This is a genomic window from uncultured Cellulomonas sp., from assembly GCF_947494015.1.
Lineage (GTDB): Bacteria > Actinomycetota > Actinomycetes > Actinomycetales > Cellulomonadaceae > Pengzhenrongella.
In genome coordinates this window covers 72587-89231 of sequence record NZ_CANLTL010000002.1, presented here as the reverse complement: position 1 = coordinate 89231, position 16645 = coordinate 72587, and the positions used below count along the sequence as shown (strand labels likewise).

Sequence of the window (16645 nt, the reverse complement as noted above, 5' to 3'; positions counted from 1 at the left end):
GTCACGCGGCGATCAGGTCGTCCATCTGCCCGACCGCGGCGGTCATGCCCTCGACCATGCCCATGGACGCCAGCTGCGCCATCTGCTCCGCTGTCGCGAACGTCGACCGGATCGTCATCCGCGTGCCGCCGTCGGACTCCTCGAGCAGGACGAGGGCGCGGGTCGTGGGCAGCTCGGGGTCCGGCGTGCCGCTCGCGTCGGCGAAGCCGTCCTCGAACTCCAGCGAGCGGGGCTCGTCGACGGCGAGCACACGCCACCACCCGTGGGCCTCGGTGCCGTCCGGGCCGGTCATGTGGTACCTGGACCCGCCGTCCACGACGAGGTCGTGCGCGGTGAACGTGGCCGGCCAGGTCGGCGGTCCCCACCAGCGCTCGAGCTGGCGCGCGTCGGCCCACAGCTGCCAGGCGCGAGCCGGCGAGGCGGCCAGGTCGGCGACGATGGTGAAGGTCAGGGCATCGGTGTCCTGGTGGGTGCTGACGACCGTCATGGTGCGTCCTGTTCTGTGTCGAGGTGCGGCGGTGTGTCGGGGTGGTGCGGTGCGTCGGGGTGGCGCGGTGGGGCCGGGCGGGCCGGTTCGGCGAGCACGTCCTCGAGACGGGCGATCCGCCCCCTCCAGAGCTGCTCGTAGCGGTCGAGCAGGCGGGTCGCCGCCCGCAGCGTGTCGATGCGGCCACGCACGACCTGCTCGCGGCCGCGGCGCTCCTTGCTGACGAGGCCGGCCCGCTCCAGCGTCGCGACGTGCTTCTGGACCGCCGCGAAGGTCATGTCGTAGTGGGACGCGAGCACGGACACGGAGGCCTCCTCGCGCAGGACCCGGGCGACGATGTCTCGCCGTGTGGGGTCCGAGAGGGCGGCGAAGACCCGGTCAGCGTCGTCGCCGTCCTGACGTACAACCATGTGGTTGTACGTTACGCAGCGATGCCGCGGGTGGCAAGGCCCTGGTCGCGCGCTGGCGGTGGCTACTGGGTCTCGTCGAGCGCCGAGCCGTCGCCGAGCTGGGAGGAGGTGATGACGCTCAGCGTGCCGTCGCTCTCGAGCACGACGGCGGCGACCAGGTCCAGCCCGCCGACCCCCGAGCTGCGGACCGCCTGCCGGATCTCGGAGTGGCTGATGCGCTGGTCGCGCATGACGTCCTCCAGCGGGACGCCGTCGCGCAGGAGGACCGTCGGCTTCGCGGTGATCACCGTGCGCGCGCCCGGCATCCGCGCCGAGACCGACGACACGACGAACTGCAGCACCGCGAGCAGCGCCAGCGCGATGACGCCCTCCGACCACGAGACGTCGGAGCTGAGCAGGATCGTGGCCAGGGTCGAGCCCAGGGCCACGGTGACGACCAGGTCGAAGGCGTTGAGCTTGGCCAGCGTGCGCTTGCCGGACAGTCGCAGCAGCACCACGAGCGAGACGTAGGCCGCCGCGCCGACGGCCACGATCCGGCCGATGTCACCCCAGGAGTCGAACCACATCCCTCCTGCCTATCAGCCGCGGGCGCGACCCGCCGGTCGAACGTGCCGTCCGGCAACGCTCGCAGGCGCTCGCGCCGGTCGCGGCTCGTCGCCGGTGGCCGCAGCGGTTCAGCCGGCGTTCAGCGGCCGGATCGCGGTGCCGGTGCGGCCCGGCCGGGCAGCGGGCGCTCGAGGAAGTAGGCGCCGAGCGCTCCGGCGAGCGTGGCGAAGACCGCGACCGAGTAGGTGGCCAGCAGGACGTCGAGCAGCCGCGCGACGGCGTCGGGCGACCCGAACGGCTCACCGGTGACCGTGGCGAGCGCGGCGGCGTGCAGGGCGTCGCCGTACGACTCGTAGACACCGGTGAGGTACAGCAGCTGGCTCGCGGCGAGGACCACCACGCCGGTCACCATCGCGAGCCAGCCGATGCGCCCGCTGAGCAGGCGGCCGGCCGACCGGGACCCGCGCACCGCGCTGGAGAGGACCCCGCCGAGGCGCGCGACCCGGGTCAGTCGCAGCACGCCGGCCGCGCGCACCACCCGCAGGAACGGCACGGCGAGGAACACGACCTGCCACCAGTTGCGCCGCCAGAACCTCTTCTGGTCCTGAGCGATGTAGGCCCGCAGTGCCAGCTCGGCGACGAACACCGCCCACAGCACCCAGCCGACGACCGAGAGCACACCGGCCAGGCCGGGGCCGGCCAGGTTCTGGCCGAGCACCACGAACAGGAACACCAGTCCCAGCACGCCCATCGGGCGGTCCAGACGTCTCGCGACCTCCTGGGCCTGCTCGAGACCCCGCCGGCGGTCGTCGTCGTCGGGTGTCTCCGGGGCCATGCGTCCTCCAGATCGGGTCGGCCGGACGTCGGCAGGCCGGGCGGGCCGGGCCCACGCTAGGTCGTCACGACACGCCCGGCGACCGCGCCCACCACCCCGCCGGCCCCTGGTGGCGCGTCCGCCGCCTCTCGTACGATGGCAACGAAGCGATAACAGACGACGCGGGTCTTTGCACTGCAGGTGCGCCCTGTGCTGGTCTGGGCCTCGGCCCGGGCGCCGCGGCAGCACCGTGGGTGGCCTCGCACGACCGATCTGGGAGCAACCCATGAGCAGCACCTTCAACGCCCTCGTCCGGTTCGACATCCAGGCGCGTGACGTTGCTGTGAGCGTCGGTGGACGCGTGGACGTCGAGGCCGTGGACGAGCTGTGCGAGGTCATCGAGCGGTCGGTCGACATCACCGGCCGGCACGCGTGCGTCGACCTCAGCGGCGCCGAGGTCGAGGACGGCACCCTGCTGCTGATCAGCGACCGGTGCCGGGGGATCGCCGACATCACCGCATCGGTGGCCTGATCCGGCGCGCTGCGGACGTCGCGCGCTGCGGCACGAACGCGTACTATCGACGTGCATCGATAAGGTGCGCCGTCGGTGGAGAGGGTGGAGATGACGTCGGTCCGTGAGCTGCCCGTGCTGGCCCAGCCCGAGGTGGAGGCCTGCTGCTCACCGCTTCGCGCCCTGCCGCTGCCGGAGACGGACGCGGCCGAGCTCGCACGGCGGTTCGCCGCGCTCGCCGACCCGGTCCGGCTGCGCCTGCTCAGTCTGCTCGCGACCAGTGCCGACGGCGCCGTGTGCGCCTGCGACCTGGTCGAGCCGGTCGGCAAGAGCCAGCCCACCGTCAGTCACCACCTGCGGATCCTGCGCGAGGCCGGGCTGGTGACCAGCGAGAAGCGCGGGACCAACGTCTGGTACGCGGCCGTGCCGGCCGCCCTGGAGGATCTGCGCGTCGCGCTCGGCACCGGCGGCTGAGCGCCCCCGACGCCCGTCGGGTCGCCGCCCCGCCCGCGTCGTCGCCCTGCTCCGTCGATCTGCGCGTCGTCACCCAGTCCCGTCGTCACCCAGTCCCGTCGTCAGCCCGTCCCGTCGTCGACCCCTCCTCGAGGAGTGCCATGAGCGGCAAGCCCAGCGTCCTGTTCGTCTGCGTCAAGAACGGCGGCAAGTCCGCGATGGCCGGGGGTCTGATGACCCGGCGCGTCGGCGACGCCGTCGACGTGCGCTCCGCGGGAACCCGGCCGGGGTCGGTGGTCAACGAGCTGTCGGCCCAGAGCCTGCTCGAGGTCGGCGTGGACATCCGTGACCACCGCCCCCGCGCGCTCACCCCCGAGATGGTCGCCGCGGCCGACGTCGTCGTCGTGCTCGGCCGGGAGGCGACGGTGGACCCCGTGCCGGGGACGCGGATCGAGGTCTGGGACACCGACGAGCCGTCCGAGCGCGGGATCGACGGGATCGAGCGGATGCGACTCGTCCGTGACGACATCGACGCGCGGGTCGACCGGCTCGCCACGGAGCTCACCCGGTCGTAGGCCCCGGGGACTTCGGTCCTACGCAGCCCGCCGCGGCGTGCCGGACGCTGGTCCGGTCGGCTGGTCGCCGGGACCGGGCGGCAGGAGGGTGGCGACGATGCGCGTGCTGCTGGCAGTGGCGTCGCGGCACGGGGCGACGCGGGAGATCGCCGACCGGATCGCCACGGAGCTCGCCGGTGAGGGACACGTCGTGGACGTCGTCGACCCGGTGGACGTCGACGACCTCGGCCCCTATGACGCGGTGGTGCTCGGGTCCGCCGTCTACACCGGGCACTGGCTCCCCGAGGCGCGCGTCTTCGCGCGCCGGTTCGGGTCCGAGCTGGCCGGGCGACCGCTGTGGTTGTTCTCGTCGGGGCTCGCCACCGCGCCGTCGGCCGCGACGAGCGCACCGGCGCAGCTGCGTGAGCTGCTCGCGCGAAGCGGCGCACGCGGACACGAGTCGTTCGCGGGCCGGCTGGACCTCGCGGCGCTGAGCCGTGCCGAGCGCGCGATCATCGCCGCCGCACGCGCCCCCGAGGGCGACCAGCGCGACATGGGTGCTGTCGCGTCGTGGGCCCGCCGGGTGGGCGCGGAGCTGGCCGCCGACGACGCCGACGTCGCCGACGACGCCGACGCTGCCGACCTCGCCGCGCCGCGTCCGGGGCTCGGGTCGTCCCCGGTCACCCCGCTCGCGCGACCTGCGCCGCTGCCCACCGGGTGACCCGGTCGAGCACCCGTGGGTCCACCGGGCGCCGCACGTCGGTGCGGTAGCGGCTCAGCGAGGCGGGGCCGTCCTGCGTGCGCAGGATGTGGCTGACGTCCGGCACGACCTCGGTCTCGACCGGCCCCTGCACGGTCGCCCGGATGGTCCGCAGGTCGGCCGGGTCGACCTGCAGGTCCTTGCTCCCGGTCACGGCGAGGACCGGCACGGTGATCCGGGCCAGGTCGGCGCGCGGGTCGTAGGCGAGGAACTCCCGTGACCACCGCGCGTTGATGCGGGCTCCGTCGATCCGCGCGATGTCGGTCGTGGTGGCCTTGATCTTCGCGTGGTTCCGCGCGACCTTGGCCACCAGGTCGGTCCGGAGCAGCCTCAGCACGGCCCGGACCGGCGCGGGCAGCGTCGGGGCGATCTGCGCCGCCTGCCACAGCAGCAGCTCCTCGCCCGGGGTCGCGGACGCGCTCAGCAGCACGATCCCGGTGGGCGGGGTGCCGCGGGCGGCCAGGGCACCGGCGATCAGCGCGCCCTCGCTGTGCCCGACGACGAGGGCCGTGGACGGGTCGACGCCCGGCGCCGCGGTCAGGGTCGCCAGTGCCTGGGCGGCGTCGGCGATGTTGTCCTCGAGCCCCGCGGCGCGCCACTCCCCGCTGCTCGCGCCGACGCCGCGCTTGTCGTAGCGGAAGGTGGCGAACCCCCGGGCGTCCAGCGCGTGCGCGAGCTGGCGACCGATGTCCAGCGGCATCCGCTTGTGGTTGGAGTCCCGGTCGACCGGGCCGGACCCCGGCACGAGCAGGGCGGCCGGGGCGGGACGGCCGCCCGACGGCAGCGTGAGCGTGCCGACCAGCGTGTGGTCGCCGGAGCGGAAGGTGAGCGTGGTCTCGTGCATGCTGGTAGCGTTCTCAGGATTGAGACTGATGTCAAGAGTGATAACGGTCGTGGGTCCCCCGGCCGACCGGAGAGGTGGACGTGCCGATGAGAGCGACCGATGTGCTGCTGCACCCGGTCAGGCTGCGGATCGCGCAGGCGTTCCTCGGCGGGCGCACGCTCACGACCGGGGACCTGCGCGTGGAGCTGCCGGACGTCGCGGCGGCCACCCTCTACCGCCAGGTCACCGCGCTCGTGGACGGCGGCGTCCTGGAGGTGGCCGAGGAGAGGCGGGTGCGCGGCGCGGTCGAGCGCACGTACCGGCTGCGGGCCGGCGCGGCCTCCGTCGATGCGGACGAGGCCGCGACCATGACGGTCGAGGAGCACCGGCGGGCGTTCCTCACGTTCGTCGCCGGGCTGCTCGGTGGCTTCGACCGGTACCTCGACGGCGAGGGCGAGGAGCCGCCCGACCTCGGCCGGGACGGCGTCGGGTACCGGCAGCGCGCCCTGTACCTGACCGACGACGAGCTGCGCGAGCTGCTCGCGGACCTGACGGCCGTCCTCGCGCCGAGGATCGCGCACGCGCCCGGCGAGGGCCGCACCCGGCGGCTCTTCAGCACGGTGCTCGTACCCGCCGAGCCGCGCGGGGCCGGTCGCGCCGGGGTCGACGGGCGAGCGACCGACGGCCCGGCGACCGACGGCCCGGCGACCGACCGGCCTCGTTAGTCCGGGTGGACGGTCCGGATCCGGCCGTCGGCGTCGTGCTCGAGCTCGACCACCTTGACGGTGCGCAGGTGGGTGCGACCCCCGGACCGCGACGAGTCGTGGAAGAACAGGTACCAGCGGCCCTCGTGCTCGACGATCGAGTGCTGCGTGGTCCACCCGCTGACGGGCGTGAGCACCTGGCCGACGTAGGTGAACGGCCCGTACGGGCTGTCGCTCGTGCCGTAGCAGATGAGGTGGGTGTCACCGGTCGACCAGGACAGGTGGTACCGCCCGCCGTGCCGGTGCACCCACGGTCCCTCGAAGAAGCGGCGGTCGTGGTCGCCGGCCCGCAACGGGATGCCGTCCTCGTCGACGATGAGCACCTCGCGGCTGCTCTCGGCGAGGTGGCGCATGTCCGGGTCCAGCCGGGCGACCCGGGGACCGAGCGCGGGCTCGTCGTCGGCCGGCTCGCGGTGCGCCGGGTCGGGGACGTTGTCGCGGTAGGTCTGCAGCTGCCCACCCCAGATGCCGCCGAAGTACAGGTAGTGCGCGCCGTCGTCGTCGGCCAGGACGGCCGGGTCGATGGAGTAGGCGCCGGGGATGGGCTCGGGCTCCGGGATGAACGGGCCCTCGGGACGGTCGCCGACCGCGACGCCGATCCGGAACACGCCGTCGGCCGTCTTGGCCGGGAAGTACAGGTAGTACCGGCCGCCGGACCGCGCCGCGTCCGGCGCCCACATCTGACGCTCGGCCCACGGCACGTCCGCCACGTGCAGCGCCACCCCGTGGTCGGTCACGGCCGAGCCCGGCCGGTCCATCGACAGGACGTGGTAGTCCTCCATGGCGAAGTGCTCGCCGTCGTCGCCCTCGGGGACGTCGGCGTCGACGTCGTGCGACGGGTACACGTAGAGCCGGCCCTCGAACACGTGCGCCGAGGGGTCCGCGACGTAGATCTGTGTCACCAGTGGCAGCGGCACCGCCATGGTCCCGGATGTGTCGCTGACGTCTGCTGTCATGGTGCTGCACCTCTGCTCGCGGGATGAGCCTCCACGGTACCGAGCGGTGCTGACACGGCCGGACGGGTGACGACGCGCGCCCCCGCGTCCGGTTTCTCCGCACCCGTCCACCCACCGTTCGTGTGAGTCCGCGACCGGGCGGCCTCGCGGGCTCACGCGGCGTCGTCGTGGCGCCGATACCGGGGGGAGGAACAGCCACGGAGGGCGGCACGTCATGGATCGACGTCGATGGGTCGGGATGAGCTCGGTGACCGCGCTCGCGGTCGGCCTCGGGGTGGGCGCGGTGGGCGGCGGCGCGGACGCCGTGGCGGTCGCGGACTCGTTCAGCGAGGGGGACGGGCTCCACCGGTACGTCGTCACGCTCGGGGTGGACGACGCCGGCGGCACGGAGGTCACTCCGGGCGCCGTCCCGGGGGCGTCCCCGAAGGCGTCCCCGGGTGCGTCCGCCGGGGGAGCGGTGGGCGCCGGCCCGGTGCGGATCGACCTCGAGCTGTTGCGCCGGGCGCAGGCGGATCTCGGTCCGGGCGGCACCACGACCCAGGACGGCTCGACGGCGCGCTACGTGACCGCCGCCGGCTCGCGCGTGATCAGCGCGGCGACCGCCGACGTCGTCGTGCCCACCGAGGTGCCGGCGGACCCGGCGTCCGAGCGGGACGACGCCGCGCTCGCTGCCCTGGACGCGCTGCCCGAGGTCGTCACCGCGCAGTACGTCAGCGACGGCACCGTCGTGGTCTCGACCGAGCTCGACGCACGAGCCGTGGCCGCGTTGCCGGGCGTCGCGACGGTCGCTCCGTCACCCACGGGCACGGTCCTCGCGGCCCCGCCGTCGGACCCGTTCTGGTCCCGCTACGGCTGGAACCTGGACAACACAGGGACGAACTCCCTCAGCGCAGGCGTGACCGGCGCGGACGTCGACGCCCCGGAGGGCTGGCGGTCGACCCAGGGGCAGGGCGCGATCGTCGCCATCGTCGACACCGGGTTCGACTCCGACCACCCCGACCTGGCCGGGTCGCTGTGGAACAACCCGGCCGAGACGTGCGGCGGCGCCGACACAGACAGCAACGGCAAGGCCGGTGACTGCCACGGCTGGAACTTCGTGACCGACAGCGCCGACATCGACAACGGCGCCGGAGGCACCCATGGCACGTCGGTCGCCGGGGTGGCCGGTGCGCGCGCGGGCAACGGGCAGGGCAGCGCCGGCGTCGCCCCCCAGGTGCGGCTCATGCCGCTGGTCGTGGGCACCGGCAGCTCGATCGACATGACGCTCGCCGCCGAGGCCATCCGCTACGCCGCCGACCACGGCGCGGACGTGGTCAACGCGTCGTTCGGGGGACCGGGGGTCGCCGCGTCGTTCGGCGCGGCCGTCGACTACGCGACCTCGAAGGGCACGCTCGTCGTCGCCGCCGCCGGGAACGACAGCAGCGACCGCGACGTGACGCCGACCTACCCCGCCAGCCTGCCGAACGACGGCATCCTCACGGTCGGGTCCACCACCGCGACCGACGCCGTCGCCGCGCACAGCGCGTACGGCAGGCTCACGGTCGACCTCTTCGCGCCCGGCGAGCAGGTCTTCACGACCTGGAACGACGGCGGCTACCGCCTGGTCAGCGGCACCTCCGTCGCCGCCCCGCACGTGGCAGCCGCCGCGGCGCTCTACCGCAGCGTGCACCCCGAGCTGAGCGTCGCCGACCTGAAGGCGCGCATCCTGGCCGACTCGGTCAAGAAGACCCAACTCGCCGCGCGGTCCGTCTCGGGCGGCCGGCTCAGCGTGGGCCGGGTGACCGGGACGTTCGCCGGTGAGGGCACCGCGTACTCCTTCGCCGGCATGGTCGCGCCACCCGGCGCGCAGTCGCCGCAGGTGACGATCACGTCGGCCGCCGGAGCCGGCTCGTACCAGGCGGTGCTCGGCCTGGCCATGCGCGTCGACGGTGAGATCTGGGCCGTCGCCGACGAGGACGTCACCCTGGACGGTCGCACCTACACGACCGACGACGCCGGTCAGGTCGTCGTCGACCTCGGGGAGCGGCCCTACGCCGGGACGCTCACGCTCGCGCCGCAGCTCACCCTCGGCGCGGGCGACTTCGGCCTGACCGTGCAGCTGCGCCACGACGGCCGCGCGCTGACGCGTCCCTTCGCGGCGCCGCTGCGGGTCACGGCGACCCCGGAGGCTGACGGGCCCGGCACCGGGCCCGCCCCGGAGCCGACGCCGTCACCCACGCCCGCTCCCGGTGGCATCCCCGGGCCCGGTGGTGCTGCTCCGACACCCGGTGGCGCTGCTCCGACACCCGGTGGCGCTGCACCGGCACCCGGTGGCGGTACCCCGGCGCCCGGTGGGGGTACGCCCGCGCCGGACGCAGGCGCCCCGGTCCCGGGTACGCCGCCCGTCCCGGTCCCCGGCGCCACTCCGGCGCCCGGCGCGTCGCCCGCTCCGGCTCCGGGTCCGGGCCGTGCGCCTGCGCCGGTGCCTGCACCGGCACCCGTGCCTGCGCCGGGTGAGGGGTCGCCGGCCCCCGGTACCGCGCCGACTCCGAGCCGTCCGGCTCCGGCGCCGGGCACGTCACCCCGACCGGTCCCCGGGACCGGCGGTCCCGGCGGGTCCGACACGCCGGGTGGCACGCCGACGCCGGCGGAGCCGGACGTCAGGACCTACCCCGAGGTGGGCGCGTTCGGGGTGACCCGGATCAGCCCGGTCCACGTCAGCACCGCCGGCGGCGCGCTGGTGACCGTCCGCGGCACCGCACTGACGGCGGGTCTCAGCGTCCGGATCGGCGCCAGCCTCACGGCCGACGTCGTCTCGTCGGGACCGGGCGGTGTCGTGTTCGTGGCACCGGTCGCCGTCGCGGGCACCCATGACGTGACCCTGTACCGCAACGGCGCGACGAGCGTGCTCGCCGACGCGCTGGTCTACTCGGCCGACCCCGAGGCCGGCCCCGACCGCGGAACCGACCCGGACCCCGGCGCCGGTGCGACGCCGTCGCCCGCGCCGGAGGATCCGGCGCCCAGCCCGGGGGTGCCCACCCCCGGGTCGCCGGGACCCACGCCCGGATCGCCGGCGCCGACCGTCCCGGCCCCGACGCCCGGTCGCACGCCTGCACCCGGACCCGGGACGACGCCCACCGCACCGGGCGCCACCCGGGAGGGGCCCAACGGTGAGCGGCTCGTCCGCAACGACGCGCTCGCCTCCCTCGCGGGGCTGTGGTCGCTGAGCTGCTCCGGCACCTGCGACGGCATGCAGGTCTGAGGCGCCGTCCGGGACGGTGCCGGGCCCCACGCTGCCGCCCGCGGCGGTGCCGCACGTGGCGGTGCTGCATGCGGCGGTGCCGCGCGTGGCGGTGCCGCGCGTGGCGGTGCCGCGCGTGACGCCGCCCCGGGTCCAGGTCCTCGGGGGCAGGGGCGTCGGGTCCCGGCGCCTATGCCCCCAGGATCGGCCCCGCGGCCCCGGTGACCCGCACCGTCGTCGAGCCGGCGTCGAGGTCGACGAGCAGACGGCTCGGTCGCCCCATGTCGGCGCCCTGCAGGACCGTCACCCGGCCCGGGACGTCGACCAGCGACAGGTCCCTCAGGTAGCCACCGAACGCGGCGGCGGCCGCCCCGGTCGCCGGGTCCTCGACCACGCCGCCCGGTGGGAACGGGTCCCGGGCGTGGAAGGTGGTCGGCGTCTGCGCCCAGAACGCGTGGACGGTGGTCCAGCCGGCGTCGGCCATCACGGCACCGAGCGCTGCCAGGTCGTAGTCGAGGGCGGCCAGGGTGGCGCGGGACCGGATCGGCACCAGCAGGTGGTCGTTGCCGGCGTACGCCACGTGGGGCGGGTACTGCGGGTCGAGGTCGCCGCGGTCCCACCACAGGGCGTGCAGCGCGGCGTCGAGGACGTCGTCGGGGGCGGGACGGGTCCGGGTGGGGACGGAGGTCAACGTCGCGACCATCCCGCCGGCCTCGTTCGCGGTCCGCACCGCGACGAGGCCCGCGCGGGTGTCGAGCACGACGTCGCCCGGGGCCGACCGTTCGGCGAGCGCCACCGCCGCCGCGATCGTCGCGTGGCCGCAGAAGGCGACCTCGGCGCGCGGGCTGAAGTAGCGGACGGTCAGGTGATCCGGGCCGGTGGCGCCGATGACGAAGGCGGTCTCGGAGTAGCCGACCTCGGCCGCGATGGCCAGCATGCCGGCGTCGTCCAGATGACCGGCGTCGAGCACGACGCCGGCGGGGTTGCCACCGCGCCCGGCGTCGGTGAACGCCGCGTACCTCAGCACCTCGGTCACGGCAGTGCCGCCGCGGTGGTGGGCGCGGACCGGGGCGGCAGCATGGACGCGCCCATGACCGCCCCCGGGTCCAGACGGGTCAGGACCGCGGCGGTGATGTCCGCGAGCTGCTCGACCTGCTCACGGGTGAGTGCGTCCAGGACGTGGTGCCGGACCGTCTCGACATGGCCGGGGGCGGCCGCGACGAGCGTCTCCCAACCCGTGGCGGTCAGGACGATGTTCGAGACCCGGCGGTCGCCCGGGGCTGCGGTCCGCTCCACGAGCGCCCGACCCTCCATCCGGCTGACCACGTGGGACAGGCGGGGCAGCGTCGCGTGCGTCCGTCCGGCCAGGTCGGTCATCCGCAGCGTGCGGCTGGGGGCGGACGAGAGCGTCGCGAGGACGAAGTACTCGTAGTGGGTCAGGCCCGAGTCGCGCCGAAGCTGCGAGTCCAGCACGCCGGGCAGCAGCTCCACCACGGCGACCAGGCGGATCCAGGCCGCGAGCTCGTCGTCGTCCAGCCAGCGCGTCACCATCGCCTCAGGCTATCGCTCTGTTGCCGGTGCAACCTTCATCCGGTCGGGTGGGTGCGGGTGCGGCCCCGCTGACGCGCAGGGCGCCGGCGCGTTCGCCGCAGTGGTGGCATGTCGTCCTCCTCGCTGCCCCCGCAGGGTCCGCCGGGTCCCCGTGGCGTGACGCCCGCGCTCGCGGACGTCTGGCCACGCTCGACGACCAGGCGCGTGGCGGGCTGCACGCGCTGCTCGCCCCATCGGCGGAGCGTCGAGCATAGGCCCGGATCGTGGGCAAGCCGCTCATCTGTGGGCGTTGTCGCGGCGCGTCAGGAGTGCCGGCCGGTCGCGTTCTGGGTCGATCTGGGTGCCGTGGGTGTCGTGGAATGTCCAGTGCTTCCCGTGGCGGTGGATCTGTATTGCGCGGCGGTGGATGAGGCTGTGGTGGTAGGTGCACAGGAGTATTCCGTTGTCGACCTTGGTGGCGCCGTGGTCGCGGGCCCAGTGCTGGACGTGGTGGGCTTCGCACACCGGTGGTGGTGCGGTGCAGGTGGGGTATTGGCAGTGCTTGTCGCGGGCGGTGATCGCGGCGCGTAGGTGTCGGGTGAAGGTGCGTTCGGCGCGTCCGACGTCCAGGACCTCGGCGTGGGGTCCGAAGATGATGCGGTTGATCTGGCTGTCGCACGCGATCCGGTCCAGCAGCGCGCGGGGGACGGGGGTGCGGTCCTCGTACTGCGGCCCACCGGCCACGGCGTGACCGGTCAGCATCGTCGCGGTCACCGCCGGCGGGGTGCTGCCGATTGAAACAGGACCGCCCGTGCGGTTCGCCGTCTCCTCGAGCCGCGTGCCCTGCCCGGGGCAGGCGGAGGCGAGTCGTGCCAGCGCGGCCTCGGCGCGGGCGCGGAAGGTCGGCTCGTCGACCAGGACCGTGACCCGGGGCCGTACCGCCCGTCCGGTCCCGACCAGGCCGTGGTCGAGGGTGATCGTGGCCAGGTCCGCCAGGGCGTGGGCGCGGCGTTGGGTCGGGGTGCGGTCGTCGTCGACCGCCGGCACCGGCGTGACCGCCGCGAGGGCGGCCTTCAACGTCTGGCCGTGCTCGATCGTCAGCTGCCCCTCCAGGTGGTACCCGTCGCCCATGCGTGAGAGCTCGAGGTGTTCGCGGTCGCCGGACTCGACGTAGCCGCGGTCGTCGGCGTCGGGGTCGGCGTAGGCGGCCCACTGCCGGGCCAGCACCCGCGTCTCATCCACCGACAACCGCTGGGCCTGGTCGACCAGGAACGCCTCGTTGCACTCGTGCGCCGGGTCCGCCAGCACCTGGCGGCGCTGCGCCGTGGTGGGCGTCAACGTGGCCAGCAGCTGCGCATGCTCGACCGTGATCGCCCCGGTCGCGGCGGCGTCGGCGGTGGCGGGCAGGTGGTCGCGCAGGGTGCGGCCCAGGCGGACCTGCGCCCGGGCGGTCTGCACCGACACCTGGTGCTCGTGGGACACCCACACCGGGAACGACCGGGCACCACTGAGCGCCCACAGCCCGTCGGTGTCGATCACCGGCAGCAGCCGCACCCGGGCCACCACCGCCCGGCTGGCCACCACCGCGAGGCGGCGCGCGACCACCGCCGCCACCCGCCCGTCGACCACCGCCACGTCCAGACCGGCCAGCACGTCGACCGCGGCCTCCATCGCCGACAACGCCGCAGCCACCTGGGGAGAAAGGCACGAAAGGTCGCCCGACGCGGCGTCCCCGGACGGCGCCGGAACAGGATTGTCGACACTCATCGCCCGCCCCTTTCCGCCCGGTCCGGCCATGCCTCGCTGAATGCGCTACGGAAAGTCTACGAGGAGCCACTGACACTCCGGGTGCGCGCCAAGAATGCCGTGGACGGGCGTGCGAAACAGCGACCTGTGGGCAGGTTCGGCGCGATGATCGCGCGCCGAAGTGGGCTGTGGGCGACGGTTCGCGTGGGCAGTGCAAACCTATCGACCGCTGCGGCGAGACATCCGCATCGCTCGCTCTGGTCGATTCTGAAGAGGAGTTCGCGCCAGGCTGCCGAACGAGGACCGGGGTCGACGCATCATTGCTGGTCGGGCGTGGTGGTCCTCCTCCCGCCCGGGGCCACGGCGCCACACGGCATCGAGGCGGGTGTGGTCGCCGACGGGTGCCGTCGGAGCTCAGTGCAGTCACGCCGGGGGCGGCTCGGGGTGCGACGGCAGCCCGTCCCGTCGTCCGCCCCGGCGGGGCCACCGCGACCACGCCGCCGAGCGTGCGGTCGCCGCTTGCGGGGCCGCGAGCGGCTCCCGACGCCCGCACTCCCGACCGGCCCGCGCTCCGCGGACGGCTCCGCACCGCCCCGCCGGAACCCCGGCGGCCCGGACCGCCCTCCTCCGTCGCGGGGCGAGGTCGGCCCGGACCCCTCTCGGCCGTCGCCAGGAGAGGTCGGCCCCGACCCGACCTCGCCTCACCGGGCGGAGCCCCGACCCGCCTACCCCGCCCGCTGCGGCGTCAGGTCCCGCGCCTCGTTCTGCGCCGTGACCGCGATCTCGATCGCCTTGAACGCATGGGCCTGCGTCATCGCGTTCTCGGTGCGCTCGAGGCAGTCCAGGACCAGCTGGCCGAAGTATGGGTACCCGACCTTGCCCGCCACCTGGAAGTGGGTCTCCTGCTCGCCGTTGGCCAGGAACAGGTGTGCCGGACCGTCCTGGGTGCCGAGGTTCATGTACTTGCGCTGCTCGATGAATCCCTCGGTCCCGAGGATGAACGTCCGACCGTCGCCCCAGCTCTGCAGGCCGTCAGGGGTGAACCAGTCGCAGCGGAAGTACCCCGTCGCGCCCGTGTCGGTCACCAGGTTCGCGTCGCCGAAGTCGTCCAGGCCGGGGTGGTCGGGATGGGCGTAGTTGGCGACCTGGCTGTTGACGACCTCGGCGTCGGTCGCACCCGCGTAGTGCAGGATCTGGTCGACGTTGTGGCTGCCGATGTCGCACAGGATGCCGCCGTACTTGTCCTTCTCCCAGAACCACGCCGGGCGGGTGGACGGCCGCAGGCGGTGCGGCCCGAAGCCGACCACCTGCAGCACCCGGCCGATCGCCCCCTGCTGGATGAGCTGGTCGGCGAACACGGCGGTCTCGACGTGGATCCGCTCGGAGTAGTAGACGGCGTACTTCTTGCCGGTGCGCTCGACGGCGTCCCGGGCGGTGGCGAGCTGGCCGAGCGTCGTGAGCGGGGCCTTGTCGGTGAAGTAGTCCTTGCCGGCCTCCATGACCCGCACACCCAGGTCGCACCGCTCGCTGGTGACGGCCGCGCCGGCGACGAGCCGCACCTCGTCGTCGTCCAGGACCTCGGACTCGGCCCGGGCCACCCGCACGTCCGGGAAGCGCTCGCGGAACTGCTCGACCTTCTCCGGGTCCGGGTCGTACACCCACCGCAGCGTGGCGCCGGCACCGATGAGTCCCTCGCACATGCCGAAGATGTGGCCGTGGTCCAGGCCGATCGCCGCGAACACGAAGTCGCCGTCGCCGACGACGGGGTCGGGCATGGGGGCGGGGGCGTAGGTGCCGCCGTCGGACGCGGTCATCGGGTCTCCTCCTGCTGATCGGTCGTGGTGCCGGACACGCTGATGAATCCGCCGAGGTCGTCCACGGACGCCGTCTTGGCGAAGAAGCGAGGTGCGCGCTCGACGAGGGTGCCGGGCAGCGAGTACGGGTCGTCGGCGGCCAGCGGCAGGTCGACGGTGCGGCGCTCGATCCCGGCCTGGTAGATCGCCGTGATGAGCTCGATGGTGCGCCGCCCGTCGTGACCGTCGATGGCCGGACGACGCCCGGACTCCAGCGCCGTCAGGACGTCGTCGACCTGGCCCTGGTGCCCCAGGTGGGCCAGCGGCTCGCCGGAGTCGAGCACGTCCCGCAGCCGTCGGGCCAGGTCGGCGTCACCTCCCGGCGTGGGGAAGCCATTGGGCTGCGAGACCTCGGCGACGACGTCGCCCGTCAGGCTCACGCTCGCGTCGCGTCCCTGCACGACCATCCGCTGCGGCTCGCCGTGGTGCACCACCGAGCTGGTCAGCGTGGCGAGTGCGCGCTGATAGGCGAGGACCGCGACGGACAGGTCCTCGACCTCGGCGTTCTCGTGCGCCGCGTTCGTCAGGACCGCCGTCACCGACTCCGGCGCGCCCAGCAGCCAGAGCAGCAGGTCGACGTGGTGCACCGCGTGGTTGAGGGTCGGGCCGCCGCCCTCCTGGTCCCACGTCCCGCGCCACGACAGGTCGTAGTAGCTCAGGCCCCGCCACCACGCGGAGTCCACCGCCACGTGCGTGACCGGCCCGGCCAGGCCCGAGTCGACGGCCGCCTTGAGCCGCACGACGTCGTCGCGGAACCGGTTCTGCGCCACGGAGGAGAAGATCGCCCCGCTGCGGGCCTCCGCCGCGAGGATGGCGTCGCACGCCGCGAGCGACGGCGCCATGGGCTTCTCGCACAGCACGTTCACCCCGGCGTCCAGGAAGTCGATGCTGAGCGCCTCGTGCGTGGACGGCGGCGTGCAGATGCTCACCAGGTCGACGTCGCCGCGCGCCATCACCTCCGCGTGCGAGGCGTACACCGTCGCGTCGTCCACGCCCAGCTCGCGCTTGCGCGCGTCGGCTCGTTCGGGGACGACGTCGCAGAGCGCGACGATGCTGCAGCGTTCACCGAACGCTCCGTAGGCGCGGATGTGGGACGGGGAGATGTTTCCCGTCCCGACGACGGCGACCTTGATCATGATCCTCCTGGCGTGTGCGGCGTTGCAGACGTGCGGGCGTCGAACAAGACGTGCGGGACGTGCGGGATGTACAGGACGGTGG

General features: G+C 74.2%; 17 protein-coding genes. 6 read left to right on the top strand and 11 right to left on the bottom strand.

Annotated features, from left to right (window positions below):
- Position 1: 1 nt before the first annotated feature.
- From Q0840_RS02270 to Q0840_RS02255, 4 genes are all read right to left on the bottom strand, one after another.
- The gene (locus Q0840_RS02270) at positions 2–487 is read right to left on the bottom strand and encodes an SRPBCC domain-containing protein (protein ID WP_298455735.1); all 486 of its coding nucleotides are present in this window, start codon (positions 485–487) and stop codon (positions 2–4) included.
- On the bottom strand, positions 484–897 hold the full coding sequence (locus Q0840_RS02265; RefSeq protein ID WP_298455733.1) for a metalloregulator ArsR/SmtB family transcription factor: 414 nt from the start codon (positions 895–897) through the stop codon (positions 484–486). The genes Q0840_RS02270 and Q0840_RS02265 overlap by 4 nt, the downstream gene beginning before the upstream one ends.
- 62 nt (positions 898–959) lie before the next feature.
- Positions 960–1463 (bottom strand): DUF421 domain-containing protein, encoded by a 504-nt coding sequence (locus tag Q0840_RS02260; protein ID WP_298455730.1) that lies wholly within the window; start codon positions 1461–1463, stop codon positions 960–962.
- 119 nt (positions 1464–1582) lie between these two features.
- Positions 1583–2278, bottom strand: coding sequence for a hypothetical protein (locus Q0840_RS02255; protein ID WP_298455726.1), 696 nt, complete (start codon positions 2276–2278; stop codon positions 1583–1585).
- Between the two features lie 265 nt (positions 2279–2543).
- Between Q0840_RS02255 and Q0840_RS02250 the strand changes: the two genes are divergently transcribed.
- The 4 genes from Q0840_RS02250 to Q0840_RS02235 all read left to right on the top strand — a co-directional run bounded on the left by Q0840_RS02250 (position 2544) and on the right by Q0840_RS02235 (position 4496).
- Positions 2544–2789, top strand: coding sequence for a hypothetical protein (locus Q0840_RS02250; protein WP_298455724.1), 246 nt, complete (start codon positions 2544–2546; stop codon positions 2787–2789).
- Between the two features lie 75 nt (positions 2790–2864).
- Positions 2865–3242, top strand: coding sequence for a metalloregulator ArsR/SmtB family transcription factor (locus Q0840_RS02245; RefSeq protein ID WP_298455722.1), 378 nt, complete (start codon positions 2865–2867; stop codon positions 3240–3242).
- A 140-nt stretch (positions 3243–3382) separates the two neighbouring features.
- The gene (locus Q0840_RS02240; RefSeq protein WP_298455719.1) at positions 3383–3796 is read left to right on the top strand and encodes a low molecular weight phosphatase family protein; all 414 of its coding nucleotides are present in this window, start codon (positions 3383–3385) and stop codon (positions 3794–3796) included.
- Positions 3797–3893: 97 nt separating this feature from the next.
- Positions 3894–4496 carry a flavodoxin domain-containing protein gene (locus Q0840_RS02235; protein WP_298455716.1) on the top strand — a complete coding sequence of 201 codons (603 nt, stop codon included), beginning with the start codon at positions 3894–3896 and terminating at the stop codon, positions 4494–4496.
- Here the strand turns inward: Q0840_RS02235 and Q0840_RS02230 are convergent.
- On the bottom strand, positions 4456–5379 hold the full coding sequence (locus Q0840_RS02230) for a S9 family peptidase (protein ID WP_298455713.1): 924 nt from the start codon (positions 5377–5379) through the stop codon (positions 4456–4458). The two genes, Q0840_RS02235 and Q0840_RS02230, sit on opposite strands and share 41 nt — an antisense overlap.
- Before the next feature lie 86 nt (positions 5380–5465).
- On the opposite strand from Q0840_RS02230, the gene Q0840_RS02225 reads away from it, so the two are divergent.
- The gene (locus tag Q0840_RS02225) at positions 5466–6083 is read left to right on the top strand and encodes a helix-turn-helix domain-containing protein (RefSeq protein WP_298455711.1); all 618 of its coding nucleotides are present in this window, start codon (positions 5466–5468) and stop codon (positions 6081–6083) included.
- On the opposite strand, the gene Q0840_RS02220 is transcribed toward Q0840_RS02225, so the two are convergent.
- A complete protein-coding gene (locus tag Q0840_RS02220; protein WP_298455708.1) occupies positions 6080–7078 on the bottom strand; it encodes a glycoside hydrolase family 43 protein in 999 nt (332 codons plus the stop codon). The two genes, Q0840_RS02225 and Q0840_RS02220, sit on opposite strands and share 4 nt — an antisense overlap.
- A 214-nt stretch (positions 7079–7292) precedes the next feature.
- Here Q0840_RS02220 and Q0840_RS02215 point away from each other — a divergent pair, with 214 nt between their 5' ends.
- Positions 7293–10319 carry a S8 family peptidase gene (locus Q0840_RS02215; RefSeq protein WP_298455705.1) on the top strand — a complete coding sequence of 1009 codons (3027 nt, stop codon included), beginning with the start codon at positions 7293–7295 and terminating at the stop codon, positions 10317–10319.
- A gap of 169 nt (positions 10320–10488) precedes the next feature.
- Here the strand turns inward: Q0840_RS02215 and Q0840_RS02210 are convergent, their stop codons facing one another.
- The 5 genes from Q0840_RS02210 to Q0840_RS02190 form a co-directional block, all read right to left on the bottom strand.
- A complete protein-coding gene (locus Q0840_RS02210; protein ID WP_298455702.1) occupies positions 10489–11334 on the bottom strand; it encodes a PhzF family phenazine biosynthesis protein in 846 nt (281 codons plus the stop codon).
- Positions 11331–11849 carry a MarR family winged helix-turn-helix transcriptional regulator gene (locus tag Q0840_RS02205; protein ID WP_298455699.1) on the bottom strand — a complete coding sequence of 173 codons (519 nt, stop codon included), beginning with the start codon at positions 11847–11849 and terminating at the stop codon, positions 11331–11333. The genes Q0840_RS02210 and Q0840_RS02205 overlap by 4 nt, the downstream gene beginning before the upstream one ends.
- 276 nt (positions 11850–12125) lie before the next feature.
- Positions 12126–13595, bottom strand: a complete 1470-nt coding sequence (locus Q0840_RS02200; RefSeq protein WP_298455697.1) for an HNH endonuclease signature motif containing protein — start codon at positions 13593–13595, stop codon at positions 12126–12128.
- Positions 13596–14299: 704 nt separating this feature from the next.
- The gene (locus tag Q0840_RS02195) at positions 14300–15388 is read right to left on the bottom strand and encodes a Gfo/Idh/MocA family protein (protein ID WP_298455694.1); all 1089 of its coding nucleotides are present in this window, start codon (positions 15386–15388) and stop codon (positions 14300–14302) included.
- Positions 15385–16563 carry a Gfo/Idh/MocA family protein gene (locus Q0840_RS02190; protein WP_298455692.1) on the bottom strand — a complete coding sequence of 393 codons (1179 nt, stop codon included), beginning with the start codon at positions 16561–16563 and terminating at the stop codon, positions 15385–15387. Before Q0840_RS02190 ends, Q0840_RS02195 begins: the two co-directional genes overlap by 4 nt.
- Positions 16564–16645 lie beyond the last annotated feature (82 nt).